At 71.7% G+C, this 22977-nt stretch carries 27 protein-coding genes (1 of these 27 running past the window's edge); 9 read left to right on the top strand and 18 right to left on the bottom strand.

Going from position 1 to position 22977, the window contains the following annotated elements; all coding sequences use genetic code 11:
* Nucleotides 1–10: 10 nt before the first annotated feature.
* The 3 genes from HNQ09_RS12705 to glmM all read right to left on the bottom strand — a co-directional run bounded on the left by HNQ09_RS12705 (nt 11) and on the right by glmM (nt 3752).
* Entirely contained in the window at nt 11–1036 is a 1026-nt protein-coding gene (locus HNQ09_RS12705) for a leishmanolysin-related zinc metalloendopeptidase (protein WP_184029859.1), read from the bottom strand.
* A gap of 560 nt (nt 1037–1596) precedes the next feature.
* Entirely contained in the window at nt 1597–2328 is a 732-nt protein-coding gene (locus HNQ09_RS12700) for a flavodoxin family protein (protein ID WP_184029856.1), read from the bottom strand.
* 89 nt (nt 2329–2417) lie between these two features.
* The gene (gene glmM / locus HNQ09_RS12695; RefSeq protein ID WP_184029854.1) at nt 2418–3752 is read right to left on the bottom strand and encodes a phosphoglucosamine mutase; all 1335 of its coding nucleotides are present in this window, start codon (nt 3750–3752) and stop codon (nt 2418–2420) included.
* A 103-nt stretch (nt 3753–3855) separates the two neighbouring features.
* Here glmM and HNQ09_RS12690 point away from each other — a divergent pair, with 103 nt between their 5' ends.
* Both HNQ09_RS12690 and HNQ09_RS12685 read left to right on the top strand, forming a co-directional pair.
* Nucleotides 3856–4140, top strand: a complete 285-nt coding sequence (locus HNQ09_RS12690; RefSeq protein ID WP_184029851.1) for a hypothetical protein — start codon at nt 3856–3858, stop codon at nt 4138–4140.
* 4 nt (nt 4141–4144) lie between these two features.
* Nucleotides 4145–5149, top strand: a complete 1005-nt coding sequence (locus HNQ09_RS12685) for a phosphotransferase family protein (RefSeq protein ID WP_246363337.1) — start codon at nt 4145–4147, stop codon at nt 5147–5149.
* Between the two features lie 12 nt (nt 5150–5161).
* Here the strand turns inward: HNQ09_RS12685 and HNQ09_RS12680 are convergent, their stop codons facing one another.
* The 4 genes from HNQ09_RS12680 to HNQ09_RS19180 form a co-directional block, all read right to left on the bottom strand.
* Nucleotides 5162–6262: a DNA glycosylase AlkZ-like family protein gene (locus tag HNQ09_RS12680; protein ID WP_184029849.1), complete on the bottom strand. Its 1101-nt coding sequence runs from the start codon at nt 6260–6262 to the stop codon at nt 5162–5164.
* A 34-nt stretch (nt 6263–6296) separates the two neighbouring features.
* The gene (locus HNQ09_RS12675) at nt 6297–6899 is read right to left on the bottom strand and encodes a DNA-3-methyladenine glycosylase (protein ID WP_184029847.1); all 603 of its coding nucleotides are present in this window, start codon (nt 6897–6899) and stop codon (nt 6297–6299) included.
* Between the two features lie 10 nt (nt 6900–6909).
* Complete coding sequence (locus HNQ09_RS12670; protein WP_184029845.1) at nt 6910–7059, bottom strand: hypothetical protein; 150 nt, start codon at nt 7057–7059, stop codon at nt 6910–6912.
* 93 nt (nt 7060–7152) lie between these two features.
* Entirely contained in the window at nt 7153–7287 is a 135-nt protein-coding gene (locus HNQ09_RS19180; protein ID WP_281378322.1) for a hypothetical protein, read from the bottom strand.
* A 129-nt stretch (nt 7288–7416) separates the two neighbouring features.
* On the opposite strand from HNQ09_RS19180, the gene HNQ09_RS12665 reads away from it, so the two are divergent.
* Complete coding sequence (locus HNQ09_RS12665; RefSeq protein ID WP_184029844.1) at nt 7417–8253, top strand: DUF937 domain-containing protein; 837 nt, start codon at nt 7417–7419, stop codon at nt 8251–8253.
* Between the two features lie 73 nt (nt 8254–8326).
* On the opposite strand, the gene cysK is transcribed toward HNQ09_RS12665, so the two are convergent.
* A complete protein-coding gene (gene cysK, locus HNQ09_RS12660) occupies nt 8327–9286 on the bottom strand; it encodes a cysteine synthase A (RefSeq protein WP_184029841.1) in 960 nt (319 codons plus the stop codon).
* Nucleotides 9287–9375: 89 nt separating this feature from the next.
* Here cysK and HNQ09_RS12655 point away from each other — a divergent pair, with 89 nt between their 5' ends.
* From HNQ09_RS12655 to mglA, 3 genes are all read left to right on the top strand, one after another.
* Nucleotides 9376–10212 carry a metallophosphoesterase family protein gene (locus HNQ09_RS12655; RefSeq protein WP_184029838.1) on the top strand — a complete coding sequence of 279 codons (837 nt, stop codon included), beginning with the start codon at nt 9376–9378 and terminating at the stop codon, nt 10210–10212.
* A 71-nt stretch (nt 10213–10283) separates the two neighbouring features.
* Nucleotides 10284–10769, top strand: a complete 486-nt coding sequence (gene mglB / locus HNQ09_RS12650; protein ID WP_184029835.1) for a GTPase-activating protein MglB — start codon at nt 10284–10286, stop codon at nt 10767–10769.
* Between the two features lie 24 nt (nt 10770–10793).
* Nucleotides 10794–11384 (top strand): GTPase MglA, encoded by a 591-nt coding sequence (gene mglA, locus HNQ09_RS12645; protein ID WP_184029832.1) that lies wholly within the window; start codon nt 10794–10796, stop codon nt 11382–11384.
* A gap of 66 nt (nt 11385–11450) precedes the next feature.
* Here mglA and HNQ09_RS12640 read toward each other — a convergent pair whose 3' ends face one another.
* Nucleotides 11451–12107 carry a hypothetical protein gene (locus HNQ09_RS12640; RefSeq protein WP_184029829.1) on the bottom strand — a complete coding sequence of 219 codons (657 nt, stop codon included), beginning with the start codon at nt 12105–12107 and terminating at the stop codon, nt 11451–11453.
* Between the two features lie 270 nt (nt 12108–12377).
* Between HNQ09_RS12640 and HNQ09_RS12635 the strand changes: the two genes are divergently transcribed.
* Entirely contained in the window at nt 12378–12854 is a 477-nt protein-coding gene (locus HNQ09_RS12635; RefSeq protein WP_184029826.1) for a GreA/GreB family elongation factor, read from the top strand.
* A gap of 59 nt (nt 12855–12913) precedes the next feature.
* Here HNQ09_RS12635 and HNQ09_RS12630 read toward each other — a convergent pair whose 3' ends face one another.
* The 5 genes from HNQ09_RS12630 to HNQ09_RS12610 all read right to left on the bottom strand — a co-directional run bounded on the left by HNQ09_RS12630 (nt 12914) and on the right by HNQ09_RS12610 (nt 18416).
* On the bottom strand, nt 12914–13687 hold the full coding sequence (locus HNQ09_RS12630; protein ID WP_184029823.1) for an ABC transporter permease: 774 nt from the start codon (nt 13685–13687) through the stop codon (nt 12914–12916).
* On the bottom strand, nt 13687–14661 hold the full coding sequence (locus tag HNQ09_RS12625; RefSeq protein ID WP_184029820.1) for an ABC transporter ATP-binding protein: 975 nt from the start codon (nt 14659–14661) through the stop codon (nt 13687–13689). Before HNQ09_RS12625 ends, HNQ09_RS12630 begins: the two co-directional genes overlap by 1 nt.
* Nucleotides 14662–14769: 108 nt before the next feature.
* Complete coding sequence (locus HNQ09_RS12620; protein ID WP_184029818.1) at nt 14770–16194, bottom strand: superoxide dismutase family protein; 1425 nt, start codon at nt 16192–16194, stop codon at nt 14770–14772.
* The gene (locus HNQ09_RS12615; RefSeq protein WP_184029816.1) at nt 16194–17471 is read right to left on the bottom strand and encodes a PQQ-dependent sugar dehydrogenase; all 1278 of its coding nucleotides are present in this window, start codon (nt 17469–17471) and stop codon (nt 16194–16196) included. The genes HNQ09_RS12620 and HNQ09_RS12615 overlap by 1 nt, the downstream gene beginning before the upstream one ends.
* Nucleotides 17472–17579: 108 nt before the next feature.
* Nucleotides 17580–18416: a 1,4-dihydroxy-6-naphtoate synthase gene (locus tag HNQ09_RS12610; RefSeq protein ID WP_184029814.1), complete on the bottom strand. Its 837-nt coding sequence runs from the start codon at nt 18414–18416 to the stop codon at nt 17580–17582.
* Nucleotides 18417–18458: 42 nt separating this feature from the next.
* Here HNQ09_RS12610 and HNQ09_RS12605 point away from each other — a divergent pair, with 42 nt between their 5' ends.
* Nucleotides 18459–18992, top strand: a complete 534-nt coding sequence (locus HNQ09_RS12605) for a DUF6174 domain-containing protein (protein ID WP_184029813.1) — start codon at nt 18459–18461, stop codon at nt 18990–18992.
* Between the two features lie 9 nt (nt 18993–19001).
* On the opposite strand, the gene ribF is transcribed toward HNQ09_RS12605, so the two are convergent.
* Both ribF and HNQ09_RS12595 read right to left on the bottom strand, forming a co-directional pair.
* Nucleotides 19002–19913: a riboflavin biosynthesis protein RibF gene (gene ribF, locus HNQ09_RS12600; RefSeq protein WP_184029811.1), complete on the bottom strand. Its 912-nt coding sequence runs from the start codon at nt 19911–19913 to the stop codon at nt 19002–19004.
* Nucleotides 19910–20446, bottom strand: coding sequence for an NUDIX hydrolase (locus tag HNQ09_RS12595; protein ID WP_184029808.1), 537 nt, complete (start codon nt 20444–20446; stop codon nt 19910–19912). The genes ribF and HNQ09_RS12595 overlap by 4 nt, the downstream gene beginning before the upstream one ends.
* Nucleotides 20447–20521: 75 nt before the next feature.
* On the opposite strand from HNQ09_RS12595, the gene HNQ09_RS12590 reads away from it, so the two are divergent.
* A complete protein-coding gene (locus HNQ09_RS12590) occupies nt 20522–21652 on the top strand; it encodes a deoxyguanosinetriphosphate triphosphohydrolase (protein WP_184029806.1) in 1131 nt (376 codons plus the stop codon).
* A gap of 153 nt (nt 21653–21805) precedes the next feature.
* On the opposite strand, the gene pxpA is transcribed toward HNQ09_RS12590, so the two are convergent.
* Together pxpA and HNQ09_RS12580 are read right to left on the bottom strand one after the other, a co-directional pair.
* Complete coding sequence (gene pxpA, locus HNQ09_RS12585) at nt 21806–22552, bottom strand: 5-oxoprolinase subunit PxpA (protein WP_184029804.1); 747 nt, start codon at nt 22550–22552, stop codon at nt 21806–21808.
* Nucleotides 22549–22977 carry the end of a 5-oxoprolinase subunit C family protein gene (locus tag HNQ09_RS12580; protein ID WP_184029802.1) on the bottom strand. It continues 549 nt past the right edge of the window, so the window shows 429 of its 978 coding nt (coding positions 550–978); its start codon lies beyond the right edge, outside the window; the stop codon is at nt 22549–22551. The genes pxpA and HNQ09_RS12580 overlap by 4 nt, the downstream gene beginning before the upstream one ends.

The raw sequence follows: 22977 nt of genomic DNA, 5'->3' as shown, positions 1-22977 counted from the left end.
CAGCGGGCGCTCAGAAGGCCGGGTCGAACAGGCCGTCCGGGGTGATCAGGCGCTCGCGCAGCTCCCATCCGGCGCTTTGCGGCGCGGGGTTCTGGCCCGCAGGAAGGCTGTAGGCATCAGCCAGCGCGAAGTTGACGCGGTACCCGAGGTCGGCCAGCGCCCCCAGCGTGAGGCGGCTGAGCGGCATGTGGCCCGCGCTGGCAAAGCCGGTCATCAGTTCGGTCTGGAACACGTCCTCTTTCCAGTGGCCGCATTTGGTGCCGGGGCTGTGCTGGTCCTCGACCGGAACGCCCGCCAGCGGGCCGCCGAGCTGGCGGTACTCGTGCAGCGCCTTGCCCCCGCCGTACTGTACCCGGGTGGCGCTGGCGCACGAGGACGTGTCGCTGCTCAGAAAGCGGTTCCAGAGCGTCCCGATGCCCAGCACGTGGCCCATCTCGTGCAAGACGACCCCCTGGAGGCGGCCCCCCTGCTCCAGGCTGGCGAGGTCGGCGGCGTCGAACTGCATGTCCCCCCACAGCGGCAGGGTGCCCCCCGGACGTACCTGCCGGGGACCCGCCTGCCCCAGCACCCCGCCGGGGCCGTCCAGCGCCACGCTGTTCACAACGATGACCAGATCGTCCACCGTGACGGTCTCACCGCTGGACAGGCGCACGCCCCGCACCTCGGGCAGCCCCGCCGTGATGACCTGCGACCAGCGCTGGGCCGCCTGATTGAACGCCGTCCGTTGAGCCGCCGTGAGCGGGCTGCCCGCCGGATAGACCAGGGTGATGTCGAAAGGGTCGGCTGTGGGGGGCGCCGCCGCCGCAGACACCGTGACCGTGAGCTGGGCCTGCCGGGCCGGGTCCTGGCGGCTGGTGGCCGTGATCCGGGCGAGACCGGGAGCGACCGCCGTGACCCGCCCCACCTCATCGACCCGCGCCACCCCCGGCTGGGTGCTGGCCCAGACCAGTCCCCGGTCGCCGCTCCCCTCCACGCGGGCCTTGACCTGCTGGCTGTCTCCGGGTGCCAGCGTGAGGGTCTCGGTGCCCAGCTGCACGCCCGTGATGCCGGAGCCAGGCGGTGAGGTGGCCGCAGGGGGGCCGGGTTGAACCGGGCCGGGAGTCGGTGAGCCGCAAGCGGCGAGCGTCAGGGAGAGGGCCAGCAGGAGAGGAGAACGTCTGGGCATGGGGGGGGCCGTTTCTGCGAACCTCCGCAAAACGCCTCCCAGCGGGAAGGCCACAGGCCGCCCTCCGAAGATAAGCACAGAATGAAGATTTTTATAAGACCAGCATTAGAAGATTGAACGTGTCTTCACGTCGCCTGTGAGGAAGGTCGCACCCCCCTGATGATTGCGCTCAATTGTTCACAATCCGCTCCCACTCCCAGACGCTGAAAATCTCAGCTTCCCTGGCGTATCTGCGTCTCAGACGAGGAGAGGCCGATCTGTCCGGCGTCACATGGTCTTCTCATGGAAGGACAGGCCTTTGCAGAAGGGATGAGAGCCGAGTCGGACTGTCCTGGTCGGGCGAGCGGCGTGGATCAGGACGTGGCCCTGTTGGTCCGGCCTCTTGACCGGGGACAGCGCCAGCGGAGGCCATGGAGAGGGACGAACAGGGGTCAGCGGTACTCGGGATTCGGGTGGTCGAAGCGCTGCCCGGCGTCCCAGGCGGTCTTCTGGTTGCCGTGGGCGGGCACGCCGCCCGCGTCCTTCAGCATCCGGGCAAAATGCAGCAGGTTCCAGGTCATGAAGGTGGTGTTGCGCTGGGTGAAATCGTTGTCAAAGCCCACCCGGCCGCCGCCGGGTTGCTCGTCGCCGTAGCTGGGGCCGGGTCCGGCCTCGCCCACCCATCCGGCGTCGGCCTGCGGCGGGACGGTGAAGCCGAGGTGTTGCAGGCTGTACAGCACGCCCATCCCGACATGCTTGATGCCGTCCTCGTTACCGGTGACGATGCAGCCGCCGACCTTGCCGTAAAAGACGTACTGCCCCTTCGCGTTGAGTTCGCCCGAGTGCGCATAGAGCCGCTCGATGACCCGCGAGGCGACCGAGGAGCGCTCGCCCAGCCAGATCGGGCTGCCCAGGACCAGGATGTCGGCGGCCTGGACCCGGCGGTACACCTCCGGCCACTCGTCGTGCGCGGCGCCGTGCTCGCGCATGTCGGGATACACGCCCGGCGCGAGGTCGTGGTCCACCGCCCGCAGCACGTCCACCGTCACGCCCTGCCTTTGCAGAATCGCGCGGCACACGTCCAGCAGCGCCTGGGTGTGCGAGGGCGCGGGCGAGGGCGTGAGGGTGCAGTTGACCAGCAGGGCGCGCAGGTCGCTGTAGTCCGGCCGGGTCTGTTCGGGCATACGGCCAGCTTAGACCGGCAGCCCCGGGCTGGCCGCACCCTTTCCGACACTGTGTCGTTGTTGTGAGGGCGGCGCGGGGCCGCTTTCGCCTACGCCCCGACCCGGCCCCGTTCCTCGACCACGCGGGCCAGCCCGGCGGCCACCTCGTGGATCTCGGCCTCGTCGGGACCCTCGACCATCACCCGGATCAGGTTCTCGGTGCCGCTGGGGCGCAGGTTGACGCGGCCTCGGCCATTCAGGCGGGCCTCGGCGGCGCTGACAGCCTGCTGGACCTCGGCGTCGCGCGAGATGGCTTTCTTGTCGCCCACCCGCACGTTGACCAGCGTCTGCGGAAACATCACCAGTTCGTCGTGGAGGGCGTCGAGGGTGGTGCCCTGCGCCTGCATGGCCCGCAGGGTCAGCAGCGCGGTGAGCACCCCGTCGCCGGTGGGTGACACGTCCAGAAAGAGGACGTGCCCGCTTTGCTCGCCCCCCAGGGTCAGGCCCTGCTCGTGCAGCCGCTCGTGGACGTAGCGGTCACCCACCGCCGTGCGCTCCAGCCGGATGCCCGACTCCCGGAGCTTCACCTCCAGCCCCATGTTCGCCATGATGGTCGTGACGACCGCTGCCTCCCCGCGCGCCCGGGCCGCCAGCAGCAGCATGTGGTCGCCCTGAATCACATTGCCGCGCGAGTCCACCAGCAGCGCCCGGTCGGCGTCGCCGTCAAAGGCCACGCCCAGGTCGTAACTGCCACCGCGCACGATCTGCTGGAGGTGCTCCAGATGCGTCGAGCCGCAGCCCCGGTTGATGTTGTGGCCGTCGGGGGTGGTGTAGACCGCGAACACGTCGGCGCCCGCCGCCTGAAAGACCTTGGGGGCGACCCGGTACGCGGCACCGTTCGCGCAGTCGAGCGCCACCTTCAACCCGCTCAGGTCGGGCGCGTGCGAGCGCAGGTAATTGACGTACAGCCGCTCGGCCTCGGCATAGTTGGTCACTGAACCGAGGGCCACGCCGGTGACGGGTGCGAAGGTCGGCACCTCGTCGATGGCGGCCTCGATCTCCAGCTCGGTCGCGTCGCTGAGTTTCTGGCCGCCGGGGCCGAAGAACTTGATCCCGTTGTCCTGGTAGGGGTTGTGCGAGGCGCTGATGACCACCCCCGCGTCGGCGCCGAGGTGCCGGGTGAGGTAGCTCACGCCAGGCGTGGGCAGCACGCCCACGTGGATCACGGTCACGCCGCGTGCGGTCAGCCCGGCGGCGAGCGCCGCTTCCAGCATGTCGCCGCTCTGGCGGGTGTCCTTGCCGATGACCACGCTGGCCCGGGGGTTTTGCCGCTTGAGGACCTCGCCTGCCGCCGCCCCGAGGTTCATCACCCAGGCGGCGGTCAGTGGGAACTCGCCCGCCACGGCCCGCACGCCGTCGGTGCCGAAATACTTCCGTTCGCTCATGGCCGGATGATACGCGCGTGCCTGGGCCGCAGGCGTGGCATTTCCGGAGTCGGGTCTCGCGCCCGCCGGGAACCCGCGCGCGTGCCCCCGCGTACCGGGGAGCATGAGTGGATTTTCTGGCGGGTCCTTTTCGTTCAGCCGCAGCGGCCACCGGCGCGGGGGCTTCCTCGGCGGGCGCCGCAGCCACAGCAGCGGGCACCGGGGTGGCTTTCTGGGGGGCGCTCTGGGCCACAGCCACAGCAGCGGCCACCGGGGCGGCTACGGGCGCGGCGGGCATTACCGGCAGGTCGGGCGGCGCCGGGGGGGGCTGGGCTGTCTGGGCGCCTTCGTGGTGGGGGCGGCGCTCGCCGGGGCCTCGCTGGCCGGGCTGGTCTCCTTGATCGCCTGAGCGCTTGCGGCTGCCTCACCTCCTGCAAGACGGCGGGGACGCGATGCGCGGGCGCGGTCCCGCCGTCTCCTCGCGCGTGTGGCCGCGCGAGCTGCGCGCCGCCTTTCCGGGTCCGCGCCGCCGCCTGGAAGCCTGGGTGGGGGAGGGAGCTGCCTTTGCCCGCTACACGACCCGGCATGGCCCCCTCTTTTTGAAGTACCTGCCCGCCGGGTGGCGTGACGAGCGGGCCTACCGGCGGCTGGCGCGCGAGGGGGCCTACCTGCGCGACCTCGCGCCGCTCTCGCCGGTGCCGCACGCCCCGCTGCGGCACCTGGCCCTCGACCCCCGGCACTGGCGCGCCCACCTCGTCACCACCGACCTGACGGCGGCGACCCTCGGCTGGGGCGCCTTTGCCAGTGACCCCGAACGCGAGGCCGCCCTGCACGCGGTCGCGCGGCTGCTCGCCCGCCACCACGCCTTCTGGTGGAACCACGCCGAGCTGCGCGGCGAGTGGGGCTGGAGCGCGTCGTCGGCCGGGCGCCGCGCGGCCCGCCTGGGGCGGGCGGCAGGTGGGAGCGCCGCCGGGACGCGGGCCGTGACCCAGGCCGCCTCACGCCTGCCTGAGCTGCTGGCCGCCACCTCCGGCGTCACGCTGGCGCACGGGGACATCCACGCGGGGCAGGTGCTGTGGCCGCTGCAAGGCGGCGCGCCCATCCTGAGCGGTCCCATCCTGATCGACTACGGGCAGACGCACGCGGCCCCCCTGGGAGAAGACCTCGCCCACCTGCTGCACGTGCGGCTGGAGGCGCCCGAGTCGGCCCGTCTCGGCCCCGGCCTGCGGGAGAGCTACCGGGCCGAACTCGCCGCGCGCGGCTTGACCCTCACGCCCGCCCAGCTTGCCGCCGAGGAGCACGCGGGCCTGGCGCTGAACGTGCTGTCCACCGCCCGGCAGGCCCAGGGGGAGGGGAGCGGCAGTGGGGTGAGGCAGGCGCTGCGCCGGGTCACGGAGGCGTGGCAGGGCTGGGGCTGAGTTGGCGCCGCCTTAGCTTTCGCGCGCCTCCAGGCCCAGGAACCGCCGGTAGCGGCCCAGCTCGGCCTCCACCCCCTTGCGCAGGGCCGCCGTCTCGCGCACGCCGGGCACCCAGTGCAGCTCGGCCCGCAGCTCGCCCGCTTCTCCCTTCAGGTTGGCCCAGCCCACGGCCCTCTCCGCCTGAAAGACGGGCAGCGCGTAATACCCCAGTTGGCGTTTCTCGGCGGGCGTGTACGCCTCCAGCCGGTAGGTCCAGCCGTGCAGGTGGGCGAAGCGGCGGCGGTCCCACACCAGCGGGTCGAACGGCCCCACGATCCGCACGCCGCGCGGGGTGGGGGCCGCGTCCGGGTTCCAGTCGGCGGGCCACACATAGCGCAGGCCGCCTGCCTCTGCGCCCGTCAGCTCCTCCCGCACGGCGACCCGGAAGGCCGAGCGCAGGTCACCGTGCAGGTGCGGCAACCCGAAGCGCGAGAGGCCGACGAGGTAGCCCAGGCTGGCTTCGGGCAGCGGGCCGTACAGGGCGGCGAGCAGATGAACGGCCCCGCGCAGCCGCTGGGGCGTGGGGAGCGGCTGCGCGCGCAGGGCCGCCAGATGGGGCGCCGGGCCGTAGAGCCGCACCCCGCCCACGCGCCGGGTGACCCGCAGTTCTCCCCGGCGGTGCAGCGTATCGAGCGCGCGGGTACTCGCCGCCGACTGCCCGCCCCAGGCGTTGACCACCCGGCCCCGCCCGACCGCCGCCGCCACGTCGCGCGGATGCAGCTCGCCGCGCTCTCCTGCCAGCGCGCGGACCCCTTCCAGCAGCCCCGGGTGTTCACGCTCCAGCCGAGTCTCGGGGAGTTCGCGGGGGTGCAGCAGGGCCTGGACCTCGCGGGTCACGAAGCCGTAGTTGGGAAGCATGTCTTCCTCGGCATCGAGCGTGGGGTAGAGGCGTTCGAGGTCGCCCGCCCGGTAGCCGCGTACCCGCTGCATCAGGGTCAGGTCCTGGGCACGGGCGGGGGCGCGGATGGGGTCGGCCTGAAGGAAGCCCATGCTGTTCAGGGCTGCCTGAACGGAGGGCTGTCGGGCCAGGGTGCGGTGGGCGAGGGCGCGGAGGGCGGCGGGCGTGGGGGACATGGAGGGAGGGTAGCGGGTGGGGCTGGGCGACCCCTCACAGCTCCATGCTGGGCACGCCGGGCGACACCCAGGGATTGCCCCGAATCAGAAAGCGCCACGGCAGGTTCTTCCCCGCCAGCAGCCCGACACGGGCGGTGATCCCGACCTGTTCGTCGGGAACGGGAAGACCAGGGAGGAGATGCAGGGCTGGACCGTTGACCGGCTGCCCGGCGATCTGTTCGGGATTCAGGCCCAGGGCGTAGACCAGCTTGGCGGGGCCGTTGGTCAGCTCACGCTCGCGGCTGACGGGGCGGTGGGTCAGCATGTGGCCGAGGCCCTCCAGCGGCTCCAGCGCCCGGATCAGCACGCTGGCCGAGACGCCTTCTTCCCGGCAGGCGACTTGCAGCAGGGGGTGGCCGTGCGCCGTCCAGAACAGCCAGTGGCCGGGGGCAATCGCCATCGCCAGCGTGCGGACGGCGTGAAAGCGTCCGGCGGTGCAGGCGGGGTCGCGCAGGCAGTCGTAGGCTTCCGCCTCGACCACCCGGCCTGCGAGCACCTCGCCGCCCGGCAGCACGCGCACCAGGGTCGCGCCCAGCAGTTCACGCGCGGCCCGCACCGGATCACGGTCGAAAAAGGCGGGGGAGAGGGGAGCGGGCATGGGCAGGAGGCTAGCGTTTCATGGGGACGAAAGGCAGCGCCAGCAGCGCGAGGGCGCCCACGGCCAGGGCGGCGGCGTCCAGCCTGTGCAGAGGCTGCCCGTTTGCGAGCAGCGCCACCCGCCCCAGCGTCTGTACGACCGGCAGGGCGAGGACAGCCAAGAGAAAAGGTTGAGCGGCAGGGCAGGCTGCCGCGCCCGCGCGAGCGCCACAGCACGGCGCCGCACCAGGTCAGAGGCAACAGCGTCGGAAGAATCAGCGCCAGCCAATCAGCGCCAGCCGCAGGGCGTCATGCCCAGGCCGCGCGGCGAGGGCCAGCACGACGAACAGGGTGACCGCCGTGAGAAAGACTGTCAGCAGGCTCGGCGTGGACAGCGCGGGGCGGGTCATGTCCCAGCGTACCCTCCCCTTGCCCGGAAGCTCAGCGAACCCTCAACCTCCGCTCCCCCGCTTTCCACCGGGGGGGGCTACGCTGCGGGGGCAGTCCCCCACCCCTTTTTCTCCAGGAGGAACCCCACCATGATGGACATTTTCAATATGCTCGGCGGCATGGGCCAGGCCCAGAACACCCTTGGACAGCGGCTCGGCACCTCGCCCCAGCAGACCGAGGCGGCGATGGAAGCGGCCATCCCGCTCTTGCTCGGCGCGATGACCCGCAACGCCCAGGACCCCCAGGGCGCCCAGTCGCTCGCGGGAGCGCTCGACCAGCACGACGGCCGCGCCCTCGACCTTTTCGGGCAGGGTCAGGCGCCCGACCCCTCCGAGGGCCAGCGGATTCTGGGCAAGGTCTTCGGCGGGCAGCAGCAGGCCGCCGCGCAGGCCGTCAGCCGCCGCGCCGGAATCGACCCGCAGCTCGCCATGCAGCTGCTCTCCATGGCCGCGCCCCTGGTGCTGGCCTACCTCAGCCGTCGCCGTCAGGGCCAGGCAGGCGGCATGGGCCAGATGGGCGGCCCGCTGGGCGGTCAGGCGGGGGGCATGGGCGGCTTCGACATCGGCAGCATCCTGGGCGGATTGATCGGGGGCGGTGCGGCGGGAGGCGGCATGGGCGGTGGCCTCGGCGGGATGCTGGGCGGCGGACAGCCCCAGCAAACCCCCGGCTACGGCCAGGGCGACGAGCAGCGCGGCGGGATGGAAGGCGGCCTCGGCGGCGGTCAGGTCATTCCCGGCTACCGCCACGAGCAGGATCAGCAAAATCCCTTCGGACTGCCGGGCCACCCTGGCACCGGGCAGATGGGCAGCGGCCAGCAGGGCAACCTCGGCGGCATGGTGGGCACCCTGAACAGCGTCCTCGACCGTGACGGCGACGGCAATGCCCTGAACGACCTGATCGGCATGTTCGGGGGGCGCAGGCGGTAGGGAGAGCGATCAGCCCAAGAAAAAGGCCCCGGCTCAGGCTGGGGCTTTTGCAGTTCCGGCTGGCGGCTGAAGGCTATTCCTCCACCCGCTCCCGCGAGTACGGCTGGTACCCCTGCGGCGTGCCCGTCCGCTCCGGGTGAAAGAGGCTGGTCGTGAGGTAGCGCGCGCCCGTGTCGCAGGCGATGGTCGCCACGCGCCCCCCCGGCCCCAGGCGGCGGGCCACCTCCAGGGCGGCCCAGGCCATCGCGCCGCTGCTCATGCCGACAAAGACGCCTTCCTCGCGGGCGAGGCGGCGGGCCAGCGGATAGGCGTCCTCCTCCCAGACCGGAATCACCTCGTCGATCACCGAGCGGTCGAGGTTGGCGGGGATAAAGCCCGGCCCCATGCCCTGAAAGCCGTGCTCGCCGCGCTCGCCGCCCGAGAGGACGTTGCTGCGGGCAGGCTCCACTGCAATCACCCGGATACTGGGGTCCTGCCGCTTGAGGAACCGCCCCACCCCGCTGATGGTGCCGCCCGTGCCCGAGCCGTACACGAAAGCGTCGATGCGGCCTTCCATCTGCCCCCACAGCTCGGGGCCGGTGGTGCGCTCGTGGGTCTGCGGGTTGGCGGGGTTGGTGAACTGGCCCATCATCACGGCGCCCGTCTCGGCGGCGATGCGCTCGGCTTCCTCGATGGCGGCGAGCATCCGGCGCTCGGGGTCGGTGAGAACCAGTTCGGCCCCGTAGGCCTGTAGGGTCCGTTTGCGTTCCTCGCTCATCTGGGCGGGCATACACAGGATCAGGCGGTAGCCCTTGGCCGCCGCGACCTGCGCCAGCCCGATGCCGGTGTTGCCGCTCGTCGGCTCGACGATGGTGCCGCCCGGCCTCAGTGCGCCCCGGCGCTCGGCGTCCTCGACCAGCCCCAGCGCGGTGCGGTCCTTGATGGACCCGCCCGGATTCTGCCCCTCCAGCTTCACGAACACGTCGGCCATGCCCGGCTCGACCACCCGGCGCAGCTGGACCAGCGGCGTGTTTCCGACCAGCGTCTCGATCATGGTGGGCAGGATAGGGCGCACAGCCTGCGGCATTCAGCAGTGGGCAAGACCTTTGGTGAAAGCCGACCGCCCGGAGCTTCCCCTATACAATGCCCCACGTGCGCCTCGCCGTCATCGCGGACATCCACGGCAATGCCGACGCCCTGCGCGCCGTGCTGGCCGACGCGGAGGCACAGGGGGCCGAGCGCATCATCGTGAACGGCGACGTGGTGAACCGGGGGCCGGATTCGGTGGAGGCCCTGTCGCTGCTGCTCGCGCGCGACGACGTGACCTTTACCCTGGGCAACCACGACGACCTCGTGCGGCTGTGGCACGGGCGCTCGGAGACCTTGCCGGGCGACTGGTTCACCGACCCCTTCTGGGGGGCGACCGACTGGACGGCGACCGAACTGGGCCGCGCCGGGCTGCTGGACGTGCCGGGGGGCTGGCCGCTGACCCTGACGCTGGAGTCGCCGGGACTGCCGGAGGTCCTGATCGCCCACGGCACCCCGGCCGACTACCGCGAGAGCCTCAGCGAGCGCACGGACCCCGGGCGGGTGGCCGAACTCGCGGGCGGGGCGGGCGTGCTGGTCGGCTCGCACATCCACCGCCCGGCGCGCGCCAACCGGGGCGGCGTGCTGGTGCTGAACACCGGGGCCGCCGGAACCCCGATGGACGGCGACCCCCGCGCCCAGTACCTGCTGCTGACCGCCACGGGGCAGGGCTGGCGGCCCGAGCTGCGCCGGGTGCCCTACGACCGCTCCGGCGTGCTGCGCCGCTTCGAGACCAGCGGCCTGCTGGCGACTGGCCTCAGCGCCGAGATCTTCCGCGACGAGGTGGCCTCGGCCCGCAGCCTCTACACCCCCTACTGGATGTGGACAGAGACGCACGGGTACCCCCGGGACGCCCGCTCGTGGGCCGCCTTCCAGCGCCAACATCCGCTGTAGCGGCGGGGCAGGCCCTGGGGAGGGGCGCTGTCAGATTGCGGTGTGAAACGGATTTCTATACTCGGCGGGACATGATTGAACCGACCCTCGCCCTGTACGGCGACGCTTTTGAACGGGTGGACCGTCACCTGGAGGAGCTGCTCGCGGCGACCGGCGTGCGTTACTGCCTGCTGGTGGACCGCAAGGGCTTCGTGCTCTCGCACAAAGAAGCCCTGTGGGCGCCCCGCCCCCCGGCCCTCGACAGCGTCGCCACCCTGGTCGCCTCCAACGCCGCCGCCACCGCCGCCCTGGCGAACATGCTGGGCGAGCGCACCTTCAGCGAGCAGATTCACCAGGGCGAGCAGGGCACCCTGTACGTCGAGTCGGTGGGCGACTCCGCGCTGCTGACCCTGATTTTCGACGTGTCGGTGCCGCTGGGGCGCGTCAAGGTCCACACCAAGAAGTCCATCGCGCAGGTCGCCCTGATTCTTGAAGAGCTGGCCGACGCGCCGCCCGTGCAGTTCAGCGACGACTTTTCCAGCGGGGCCAACGCCCTGCTCGACGACCTGTTCGGCTAAGGCGAGAGGGGAAGGGAGACCAGCATGAGCACCATCAATTTCGCGGCGCGCGAGATCAACTGCAAGATCGTCTATTACGGCCCCGGCATGTCGGGCAAGACCACCAACCTCAAGCACGTCTTTTCCAAGGTGCCTGCCGGGCTGCGCGGCGACATGGTGAGCCTCGCCACCGAAGACGAGCGCACCCTCTTTTTCGACTTCCTGCCGCTGGACCTGGGCACCGTGCAGGGCTTCAAGACGCGCTTTCACCTGTACACCGTGCCCGGGCAGGTCTTTTACAACGCCAGCCGCAAGCTGATCTTGCGCGGGGTGGACGGCATCGTGTTCGTGGCCGACTCGGCGCCCAACCGCCTGCGCGCCAACGCCGAGAGCATGCGCAACCTGCGCGAGAACCTCGCCGAGCACGGCATCGACGTGCGCGACGTGCCCATCGTGTTGCAGGTCAACAAGCGCGACATCGACGGCGCCCTCCCCACCGAGATGATCCGCGCCGTGATCGACCCCAAAAAGGAACTTACCCTTTTCGAGGCGACCGCCCACAACGGCGGCGGCGTTTTCGAGACCCTCAAGAGCGTGAGCAAGCTGGTGCTGGACCGGCTGTCGCAGAACAAGTAGACGCGACGGGTCAGGGGTGGGGGGCACGCGCGGCACCTCCCACCCCCCCCCGCTGTTCCCAACGGTTTACGAGTCGGCGTCTTCCTCGGTGCCCGGCAAGGGCCGGGTCCGGGGCGGGCCGCCGTCGATGCCGCCCGACCCGCCGATGCGCGGCCCCTTGACCTGCCCGCCCGCGTCGAGGCTGGGGTCGGCCAGGCGGGTGGTGCCTTCCGGGTTCTCGGGCGTGATCACGCTGAAGTCCGAGAAGCTGCCCGGCACGCCGTCGTCGAAGCCGGGTTCGTCGTTCACGTTGTTCGGCGTGAAGTCGTCGCCGTAGGCCACCGCGTTGTCGAGCATCTCGCTGCGGATCGAGGGGTCGATGCCGTCGTCGTACACCACCCCGGCGCCCGCGAGCGCGTCGCTGCCGCTCTCTTCACCCGCGCGCCCGCCCGACACGTCCCCCGAGAGGGGAAAATCGGCCTCCACCTCGGCCACGTCGCGGACCATCCCGGCGTTGGCCTGCGCGTCCTGGTTGGCGGGGTCGTCGTCTTCCGGCAGCGAGTAGTCCATCGTCTCCGCGCCCGTCACGCTGGCGCCTCCGACGGGGCGCAGCTCGGCGTCGCTGGGTTCGCGGTCGTCCTGCCCGAACCCTTCGGCGGTGACGGTGCGGTCTTCCTGTACGGGGTCGGTCGGCTCGTCGGCCAGGGACGGGTCGCGGCGGATGGGGGCGTTGGGATCGGTCATAGGAATCCTCCTGTGGGCCTCTGCCTCCTGGGGGTCCGGGGCGGGGCCACTCCACCCCGAATTACAGCAGACCTTCCGGCAGGCGCGGTTCATCACTTCGGCAAGAAACCTTGGCCGAGTCCTGGCCTTTGGCGGCGCGCCTGGGCTGGTCCCGGGGCCGGGGGGAGGGCGCGGGGAGGCCAGGCCCCAGGCTTTCCTTGAGGCGCCTGTCATGGAGAGGGCCGCCCGCGCCTCTAGAGTGGGGCGGCAACCCCACAGGAGGGCACCCCCATGGCAGACGAGATTCAGGTGACGGCAGAAGGCTACCAGCGGCTGGAGGAGAATCTGGCAAAAGAACGTGAGCGGCTGGAGGACGCGCGGCGGAGCCTGGCCGCCTCGCTCGACGACGCGACCGACCTCGAAGACCGCAGCCTGGAGGCCGCGCAGTTCGACCTTCCCAGCATGGAGGCCCGCATCCTCGAACTCGAAGACGTGCTGGCGCGCGCCGTGATCGTCGAGGCCGCGCCGGACGGGCGTGGAGGGGTCACGCTGGGCACGGTCGTGGTGCTGGAGGAAGCCGGGCAGGGCCGCGAGATGCGCGTGCAGCTGGTCAGCGCGGTCGAGGTGGACGCGCTCGCCCAGGGGGTGACCCAGGTCAGCGACGACAGCCCGGTCGGACAGGCGCTGCTGGGCCGCCGGGTGGGGGAGAGCTTCGAGGTCGAGCAGGCCGAGCGCAGGCTGCGCTACACGGTCAAGAGCCTGGGGTAGGGCCACAAGGAAGGGGGGCGCCAGTGCGAACACGGCGCCCCCCTCCTCCTGGCTGCGCCCTACACGTCCCGCCGCTCGAAGGCGTAGACCGCCAGCCACCCGAAGGCCGCCGTGTAGATCAGCAGCAGCACCAGCCCCTGGAGGACGCCGCCTTGCCGCGCATACAGGTCGAGGTGACTGGTCAGCAAGAGGCGCTGCACGCTCTCCGGAAAGACGACCAGCAGGCGCAGCACGCTGAGGGTCGCCAGGGTGGCGAGCGCGGCGGGGGCGGTGCCCAGGTACAGCACCCCGAACAGCAGCGCGAGGGCGGCGACCGGCATCAGCATGACGGCGGCGAGCAGCGCCCCGCGCAGGACCTGCCCCAGCGCGTCGCCCGGCGTCAGGGCGCCCACGCCCGCGAAATAGCCCGGCCCCAGCCCGGTGCCGCCCGTAAACGGCCCCAGCCCCAGAAACAGGCCCGCCAGCAGCGACCCGGCGACGGTGGCCGCGATCAGCAGCGCCGGGTATAGCAACGCGACGAGCAGCTTGCCCAGCAGCACCCGGGTGCGGTTCACCGGGCGCAGCAGCAGCGGCGCCAGCGTGCCCCCGCTGACCTCCGCGCCGATGAGTTCCGCGCAGGTCACGGCGATAAAGAGCGGCAGCAGAAACTGCACCAGCACCCCCAGGCTGACGGCTGGAAGCTGCCAGCCGCTCGTCAGGTCCACCTGAAACAGGGCTTCCAGCCGGGGCGCCAGCGGCCACAGCAGCGGCAGCCCAAAGCACACCAGCAGCGCGAGGCGGGCGCTGCGCGCCTTGAGCAGCTTGCGGAATTCCAGGGCAATCAGGGTCAGCATCAGGCCTGCTCCACGCGCTCGCGGTAGTACTCGTACAGGTCGAAGAGGTCGGGACTCGCCTCGAACACCCGGATGCCCCCGGCCGCCAGGGCAGCCAGCGCCTGCGGTACGCCCGCCTCGCTGTCCAGCCCGGCGATCAGGTACGGCGGGCGCAGGCTGGTGCGCGAGACGCCGGGCAGACGTTCCAGCAGCGCCGCCGCCCGGACCGGGTCGTCCACCCGGAAGCGGAAGGCCGCCTGCCGGGCGCGCAGGTCGAGGGTGTCCACCAGCCGCCCGCCAGTCAGAATGCCGACCGTATGGGCATAGGAGGCGATCTCGCGCAGGTGGTGGGTGCTCAGGACCACCGCGCAGCCCTGGCCCGCCAGGTCGGTCACGATGCGGTGGATCAGCCCGATGCCCAGCGCGTCCAGCCCGCTGGTCGGCTCGTCGAGAATCAGGACCGAGGGCCGCGCCAGGATCGCGCTCGCCACCCCCAGCCGTTGCCGCTGCCCCAGCGAATACTCCGAGACCCGGCGGTCCGCCATGCGGGTCAGCTCGACGAGCGCCAGCACCTCGCGGATGCGGGCCTGGTCCACGCGCGGGCGGCCCGGCGTCATGGCGGCCAGCTCGGCGTGCATCCGCAGGTTGCGGCTCCCGCTGAACTGCCCGTAAAAGCGGGCGGGCGCCTCCACCACCGCGCCCAGCGCCGCGCGGGCGCGCGGGCCGTCCCCATGCACGTCGCGTCCCATCAGCCGCACCTCGCCCGACGTGGGAAAGGCCAGCCCGGTCACCGTGCGGATCAGGGTGCTTTTGCCCGCGCCGTTGGGACCGGTCAGCGCATAGATCTCGCCGGACTGCACGCTCAGGTGGATGTCGTGCAGCACCGTCTGGGCGCCGTAGCGTTTGTGCAGGCCCCGGACCTCCAGCGCAACTGGGGCCTCGGGCGCGGCGGGCACGGGCCGCAGCGGAGGCGCCTGAACTTCGGAAAGGGTCATCCCGCCCAGGCTAGGCGGGGCCTCGCCACCAGATTCTTACAAAGGGGAAGCCAGAGGAGAGGGGAGGCTGGGCCGCTGCCTGCCCTGGCCTCCCCGCTGCCTCACCCTTCAGAACTTGCCGAAGCGCGTCAGCCGGAAGGGCGTCTCCGGCGGAATGCCCGCCATGTTGCGGTCGAGCTGCGCCTGCGTCACCACGAGGTCGCCCCCGACCATCGCCAGCGTCGCCGGGAAGCGCAGGCCGCGCAGGGGTTCTTCGGTGACCAGCTGGCCCGTCCCGTAGTCGGCCGAGAGGCTGACCTTGCTCACGACCTGATCCTTGTTGCGGGTGACGTAGAGGGTGCGGCCGTCCAGCAACAGGCCGTCGCCGTTGGTCAGGCCCGTCATCACCCGGCGCACCGCCTTGGTCCGCAGGTCGATGCGCCACAACTCGCCCGTGTTCGTCTGAACGGCCAGCAGCGAGCGCCCGTCGGGGGTGGGCACGATGCCGTTGAGATTCACGCCGGGGCCGTACTTGACCGGCGTCCCGGCGAGGTTCAGCCACGCCGTGAGGTTCAAGTTGCGGTCCACCCGGAAGATCACCGGGCGGTTGGAGTCGGTCACGTAGACGTTGCCGTCGGGGGCGGGCGTCAGGTCGTTGACGTAGGGGTTGGGCGACTTCGGCGTCTCCAGCACCTTCAACGTCATGCCGTCGGGCGTCAGGATGCTCACCGTGCCCTGTGCGCCGCCCGCGATCCACAGGCGGCCCCGCGCGTCCACCTTCAGTCCCAGCGCGGCCTGACGGCCCAGCGCCCCGCCTTCCTGGAACTTGCTGACCACGCCGTTCGCGGCGTTGATCGCGTAGATGGTGCCGTTGACCGCGCTGCCGGTGTACAGGATGCCCCGGCGGGCGTCGTAGGCCACGCCTTCGGGGAAGTCCTGGGCGCCGGGCAGGGTGTAGTCGCGGGTGGTGAGGCCGTCGCGCACGAGGACGCCGCAGCGCTCGCGGGCACCTGACATGCCCGCCGGGTCGGACTTGTAGTCGTCGGGGCGGGCGTGGATGACCAGGGTGCGGTTCAGCGCTCCATTCATCCCCGTCAGGCTGAACTTGTCGGTGGTGAAGGTCGCGCGGCCCACCCCGTCGGCGCCCACGTTCAGCATCGGGGCGTCGCCGCCGTGGCCGTACTTGTTGGGGGCCTGCGGGTCGTCGTGGTTCTTGCTCATGCCGGGGTCGTAGTGACCCCCCGCCCCACCAAAGGGCACGATGGTGTTCGTGGCCTCGTCCACGCCGGGGGTGCAGCGTCCGTATTCGTGGACGTGCATCCCGTGCTGGCCGGGCGTCAGGCCGCGCACCTCCACGGTGACCTGCACGCCCATCCCCTGCTGCACAAAGCGGGCGGTCCCCAGCACCTGCCCGGCGGGGTCACGCATCGCCGCCGTCGCGCTGAGGGGCGTGCTGGCCGGGGCCATCGTCATGGGGGCACCCGCCCCGCCCGCCATCGCCGCGCCCAGGGCGAGGGCACCCAGGGTCAGGACCCTTCTGGTTTGCAGCTTCATTACTGGCCTCCCGTGTACAGCACGCGGTAGATCACGCCGCTCTGGTCGTCGGTAAAGAGCAGGCTGCCGTCGGTGTAGGTCGCCACGCCCGCCACGCGCCCGAACTGCTTCCACTCGCCGCCTTCCTCGTACACGAAGCCGGTCACGAAGGGCTGAATGGCGGTAGGCCGGTTCTGAGCGTCAAAGTTGATGCGGCCGATCTCGTAGCCGCTGGGGGCCGAGCGGTTCCACGACCCCCGGAAGGCGACGAAGGCGTCATTGCGGTACTCGGCCGGGAACTGGGTCGCCGTGTAGAAGTTCAGGGCGATGGGCGAGGCGTGCGCCGTGTAGGTCAGCAGGCTGCCCTGGGTGAGGTCGCAGTACTCGGCCTTGGTGATCTTGCCGGGAATCTGGCTGGAGTTGGTGTACGGGTCCGGGCGGCGGTCGGCGTAGCAGAAGGGCCAGCCGTAGTTGCGCCCACGCTGGATGACGTTCAGTTCCTCGGGCGGGAGGTCGTCGCCGTGCCAGTCCATGCTCATGTCCAGGCCGTACATCGTCCCGGTGATCGGGTGCCAGCCGAAGCCCACGGTGTGGCGCAGGCCCCGCGCGTACACCTCGCGCCACTGCCCGTCGGGGCGGATGCGCAGGATGGTCGCTTCTTCCGGGTTCTGGGTGGGCGCGTCGTTGTTGGTGGACCCGAAGGAGGCGTAGAGGTAGCCGTCTGGCCCCCACTTCAGGCTGCGGGCGGGGTGCTGCCCGGCGTCGGGGAAGCCGTCGGCGAAGACGCGCGGCACGCTGAGGCCCCCGTCGCGGCTCATGTCCATGACCCAGATGGTCTTCTCGCCCACCGCGTAGAGCTTGCCCCCCTTCACGTCCAGCCCATGCACCAGCTTGAGGTTCTGCGCGACCATGCGGCGCTCGCCCGCGTCGAAGAGGCCGTCCTTGTTGACATCCTTGAGGTACCAGATGTCGTTCTGCTGGCGCCGGGTGAGATAGATCCCGCCGTCGGGCATCACGTGCATCATCCGCGCGTTGCCGAGGTTCGTCGCCATCACCTTGATCTGGAAGCCCGCCGGAACCTTCAGCCGGGCGAGCTTGTCGGGCGTGAACCCCAGGGCACGCGGCTCGTTGCGGGTGGCCGTCACGGTGACGGGCGGCTCGGGGGCGGGCAGCGGACGCGGGGTGGGAATCGTCGTCTGGGCGGGGCCGGGGCCGGTGGGCGAGGCCGACCCCTGGGCCAGGGCCGCCCCCAGGGTACCGAGCGCAACCGTCAGGGCAGCGAGCATGGGCTTGTGCATGGATGTCCTCCGGCCCCCACGGTCCCACGCCGCCCGCCGCCGCAATCCCGCCTCAGCACACCTTCTGAGAGCGGGCACAGCGTCGCCTAAACGCCGGGGAAGGGCCTCTCATTCCTCCACGAACAGGGGCAGGTCGGACGGCCGCGCCGCCCCCACCGCCACCGCCCGTCGGTGCAGCTCGCGCACGGCCCGCTCGCCCTCCTCGCCCACGTCGCGCGAAAAGTCGTTCACGTACAGGTCGATGTGCGCCTGCATCACCTCGTCGCTCATTTCCAGCGCGTGCTCCCGGATATAGGCCTTGGGTTCGGCGGGGTGCGCGTAGGCATATTCCAGGCTCTCCCGCACCGCCGCGTTCAGGCCGCGCTGCACCTCTGGCGGCAGGTCGCGCCGCACCAGGATCGCGCCCAGCGGGAGGGGCAGCCCCGTCTCGCCCTCCCACCACGCGCCGAGGTCCATCAGCTTGACCAGCCCGTGCTCCTGATAGGTAAAGCGCGACTCGTGGATGATCAGCCCCGCGTCGTACTCGCCCCGCGCCACGGCGGGCATCACCTCGTCGTAGCGCATCGGCGTGAGCTGCACGTCCGGGTAGGCTAGGCGCAGCAGCAGGTCGGCGGTCGTGAGGTTGCCCGGCGAGGCGACCCGTCTGCTGTTCAGGTCGCCCAGTTCGTCGCGGGCTACCACCAGCGGCCCCACGCCGCGCCCCAGCGCCCCGCCCGACCGCAGGGCGACGTAGCGGTCCATCACCTCGAAGGAGGCGCGGTAGCTGATCTTGGTGACGGGGAGGCGGCCCTCCCGCGCCCACTCGTTGAGGGTCTGCACGTCCTCCAGCCGCTCCTGCACGGGCAGCGGCGCCGGGACCCGCCCCGCGTGCAGCGCGTAGAAGATGAAGGTGTCGTTGGGGCAGAAGGAGTAGCCCAGGTCGAGGGCGGCGGGAAGGGTGGTCATGGGGTCAGGGTACGCCTGCTCCCAGGCCCCTATGCTGGAGCGATGAACCAATCTGCGGGGTGGCTCGGAACGGTGCTGGGGCTGATGCTGCTGGCAGGCGGGGCGCAGGCGGGCGGCGCCGGGGAACCTCCTCCGGCAGTTCCGGGTGCCTCGGCCGGGTGCGTGCCGGGCTACGTCCGCCCCGACTTCGCGGCGCTGGAGCGCGAGCTGAACGCCGCCCGCGCGAGGTGGAGGGCGGCGGGGGTGCGCGACTACCGCTACGACTTCCGGCAGGTCGCCGCGCCCGTCCTGTTTCCGACCGTGCGGGTCACCGTGCGCGGCGGGGCGGTGCGGGACGTGGTCCTGGTCGCCGGACAGACCGGGGAGCCGTCGGCCCAGGCCCGCGCGACGGTCGAGGAGCGCTTTGTCCAGATCGCCCAGGCCCTGGCCTTCCAGCGGGCGCAGCCGTGCCCGGCCGTCGAGGTGACCTACGACCGGGAAGACGGTCATCCCACCCGCCTCTCCACCGCCCCGCGCGACCTGAACGTGGCAGACGGCGACGGCGAGTGGACGCTGACGAACTTCACGCGGCCCTGAGGAGGAGCGCTACCGCACGCCTTCCAGCGCCTGCCGCGCCGCCTGGGCATCGCGCCCGATCTGCGCTTTGAGTTCCTCCAGCCCGCCGAACCTCTGCTCGCCGCGCAGGAAGGTGAAGAACTTGACCTCCAGCTCCTCGCCGTAGAGGTCGCCCTGGTAGTCGAAGAGGTGAACCTCGAAGCGGCGCTCGGTGCCGTTCACGGTGGGGCGAAAGCCCACGTTCGCCATCCCGTGATGGCGCTGGAGGTTGCCCGGCCCGCGCTCGGTGATGGCGACGACGGCGAACACGCCCAGCGGCAGCGCCTTGCCCTGCGGCACCTGCACGTTGGCGGTGGGCCAGCCGATGGTCCGCCCCAGCCGGTCCCCCTGCACGACCACCCCCTGCGCGTCGTAGTGGCGGCCCAGCAACCGGCGGGCGCCGTCCACGTCCCCGGTTTTCAGGTACTCGCGGATGCGGGTGCTCTTGATGTCCTCGCCGCCGAGCTGGTGCATGGGCAGCGCGACGATCTCGGGCGTCACCGCGCGCAGGTCCGCCAGACTCCCGGCCCGCCCGCGCCCGAAGTGGAAGTCCTCGCCCACCACGACCGCGCGTGGGCGCAGGGCGCGCAGATCGTCCAAAAAGGCCTCCTTGGGCCGCGAGGCGAACTCGGGCGTGAACGGCACCGCCACCGTCTCGTCGATGCCATAGCGGGCGAGCAGCCCCAGCTTTTCCGGCAGGGTGGACAGGAACTCGACCCCCTGGGTCAGCACCCGGGTGGGCGGATCGAAGGTGTAGACCACCGTGGGCACCCGGTGCTCGCGCCCCTTGGCCTTGAGCTGCGCGAGCAGCGCCTGATGCCCCAGATGCACCCCGTCGAAGGAGCCGATGGCCACCACCGTCTCGGTGTCGGGGCGCTGGGTGGGAGAGACGTAGGTTTTCACCGCCGGTCCCGCGCCAGCGCCTGAAGGCCGTACAGCGCGGCCGTGACTGTGCTGGCGCTGCCGCTCAGGGTGCCGCCTTGCAGGCCGCTCAGCACGTCGGCGGGCCGCATCCACACGACTTCGAGGTCCTCGTCCTCGTCGTGGGGGAGCTTGCTCTCGCGCAGGTTGCGCGCCTCGAACACGTACAGCAACTCGTCGCAGAAGCCGGGGCTGGAGTAGAAGCGGGTGAGCAGCGTCATCTCGCCGTCCAGCCCCACCTCCTCCTGAAGCTCGCGGCGGGCGGCGGTCTCCGGCGTCTCGCCCCCGTCGATCAGGCCCGCCGGGGCCTCCACGGTCACGCCGCCGATGGCCGGGCGGCGCTGGCGCACCAGCAGCATCTCTCCGGCCTCGTTCAGCGCCAGGATCGCCACCGCGTCCGCATGCCGGACGACCTCCCACTTGCCCTCCAGCCGCTCCAGCCGCACGATGTGGCCGTCGTAGATGACCTGCGTGTCGGTCTGGGTCTGCGTGTCGTTCGCCCCGGCGTCGCTCATGGGGGCAATCTAGCGCCGCCCATGAAGTTTTTGCCTGCTGCCGCTGCCCGCCCGCGCTCTGCCAGACTGGGACTCATGTTCACCCGCGCCGACCTGGAGGCCCGCGAGGCGGCCACGCTCGCCCCCTACGCCACCCTCAGCGCGCGGTCGCGCGGGCGCGAGCACCCCGAACCCGAGAGCGGGGCCAGAACCGGCTTTCAAAAGGACCGCGACCGCATCCTGCACACGACGGCCTTTCGGCGGCTGGAGTACAAGACCCAGGTGTTCCTGAACGCTCAGGGCGACCACTACCGCACCCGCCTGACGCACACGCTGGAGGTCTCGCAGGTGGCCCGCTCGCTGGCCCTGACCCTGGGCCTCAACGAGACGCTGGCCGAGGCGATCGCGCTGGCGCACGACCTGGGCCACCCGCCCTTCGGCCACGCGGGCGAGCGGGTGCTGAACGCGCTGCTGGAGGGCGAGGGGGGCTTCGACCACAACACCCAGGCGCGGCGCATCGTGACCCGGCTGGAGGACCGCTACCCCGACTTCCCGGGCCTGAACCTGACCCTGGATACCCTCGACGGCCTGAACAAGCACGCGCGGGCGGGGCTGGGGCTGCCGGGGCTGGAGGCGCAACTGGTGGACGCCGCCGACGCCCTGGCCTACACCGCCCACGACCTCGACGACGGGCTGCGAAGCGGGCTGCTGACCCCCGCGCAGCTCGCGGAGCTGCCCCTGTGGGCCGAGCTGCTGGGCAAGGTGCCCCCCGCCTCGCCCGGCCTGACCGAGCGCGACCGCCGCACCCTGCACCGCGAGCTGCTGGGCTGGCTGATCGGCGACCTGACGCAGGCCAGCCACGCGGCGATACAGGCCAGCGGCATCCGGACCCCGGCGGACGTGCGCGCGCAGCCGGAGCGCCTGATCACCTACAGCCCGGCGATGCAGGAGCGGCTGCGCGAGACCGGGGCCTTTCTGCGCGAGAACCTCTACCGCCACTGGCGGGTCGAGATGCAGGTCGAACAGGGCACCCGGCTGCTAACGACCCTCTACACGGCCTTTTTGAACCGCCCGACCCTGCTGCCGTCAGGGGTGCGTGCCCGCGCGGCGAGTGACGGCCTGCCCCGGGCCGTGTGCGACTTTATCGCCGGGATGACCGACCGCTACGCCGCCGAAACGCACGCGGCGCTGGTGCCGCCGCCGGGGCCGCCGGGGTGGCCGAGGTAGGGGAGAGCCAGGAGGCTTCGGCCGAAGAGTGGTCATGCTGAGGGCAAGCGGAGCAGCCCAAAACGCCGCGTGGGAGACTCCTCGCCTCGCTCTGCTTCACAGCCCCGCGAGGCAGGGTGACCAGCCTTCTGCTGCTCGGTTCGGAGCAGCGATTCAGGGCGCCGCCACCCGCACTCCGGCCTCCTCCAGCGCCACCCGCAGGTCCCGCGCCAGCTCCGCCGCCTCTGCCCCGTCCCCATGCAGGCAGAGCGTCCGGGCGGGGACGGCGACCCGCTCGCCCGTGACGGCCCGCGTGCTGCCTTCCCGCGCGATTTGCACGCCCTGCGCCACCGCCTGCGCGTGGGGCAGCAGCGCCCCTGCCTGTCCGCGCGGCCACAGCGAGCCGTCCGGCGCGTAGCCCCGGTCCGCGAAGCCCTCGCCCAGCGGGGTCAGCCCCAGCGCCGCCGCCTCCCGCAGCATCACGGACGCCCCGCCCGCCAGGCCGAAATACAGGGGCAGGCCCGAATCCCTCGCGGCCACGGCAATCGCGCGGGCCAGCGCCGCGTCCTTCACGGCCATGTTGTAGAGCATCCCGTGCGGCTTGACGTGGCGCAGGGCTACGCCTTCCCGCGCGGCCACCACCTTGAGCGCCTCGATCTGCTCGCGCACGAAAGCGGTCACCTCCTCCGGCGGAAAGTGCAGCTCCCGGCGCCCGAAGCCCTCGGGGTCGGGAAAGCCGGGGTGCGCGCCCGCCGCCACCCCATGCCGCGCGGCGAGGCGCAGGCTGTCCCGCATCGTCTCTAGGTCGCCCGCGTGGCCCCCACAGGCGATGTTCGCGCTGGTCACGAAAGGCATGACCGCTGCCTCGTGGGGGCTGCCCTCGCCCAGGTCGGCGTTGAGGTCGGTGGTGGCCCTGGTCATGCCTCCTTGTACCACCCGCGCAGCGCCGCCTCCACGCCCCGGATCGCCCGTTCCTGCGCCCGCAGCGCCGCGAGGGCCTGGGCCAGCGTGACGGGCCGAAAAGCGACCCGGTCGCCGGGGCGCAGTTGCCCCAGCCGGGGGCGGTCCACGCTCGCCACGACCAGCGGGGTGGGGTAGCCGCCGTGGGTGCCTGCGTCGGGGAGCAGCAAGATCGGCTGGCCGCCCGGCGGAAGCTGCACCGCGCCCGGCACGTTGGGCAGGCTCACGCGCGCCGGGTCGTGCGGGGCGGGCACGCCCTCCGAGAGCCGCGCGCCCATGCGGTCGGCCTGGGCGCTCACCGTGAAAAATCCCCGCGTGAGTGCGGCGAGCAGCGGCGGCGCGGCTTCCGGGGTGGGCAGCACCCGCAGGACATGAACAGGCCCGGT

Origin of the sequence: Deinococcus budaensis (assembly GCF_014201885.1) — a bacterium.
Lineage (GTDB): Bacteria > Deinococcota > Deinococci > Deinococcales > Deinococcaceae > Deinococcus > Deinococcus budaensis.
This window is presented reverse-complemented; position numbering and strand designations above follow the sequence as displayed.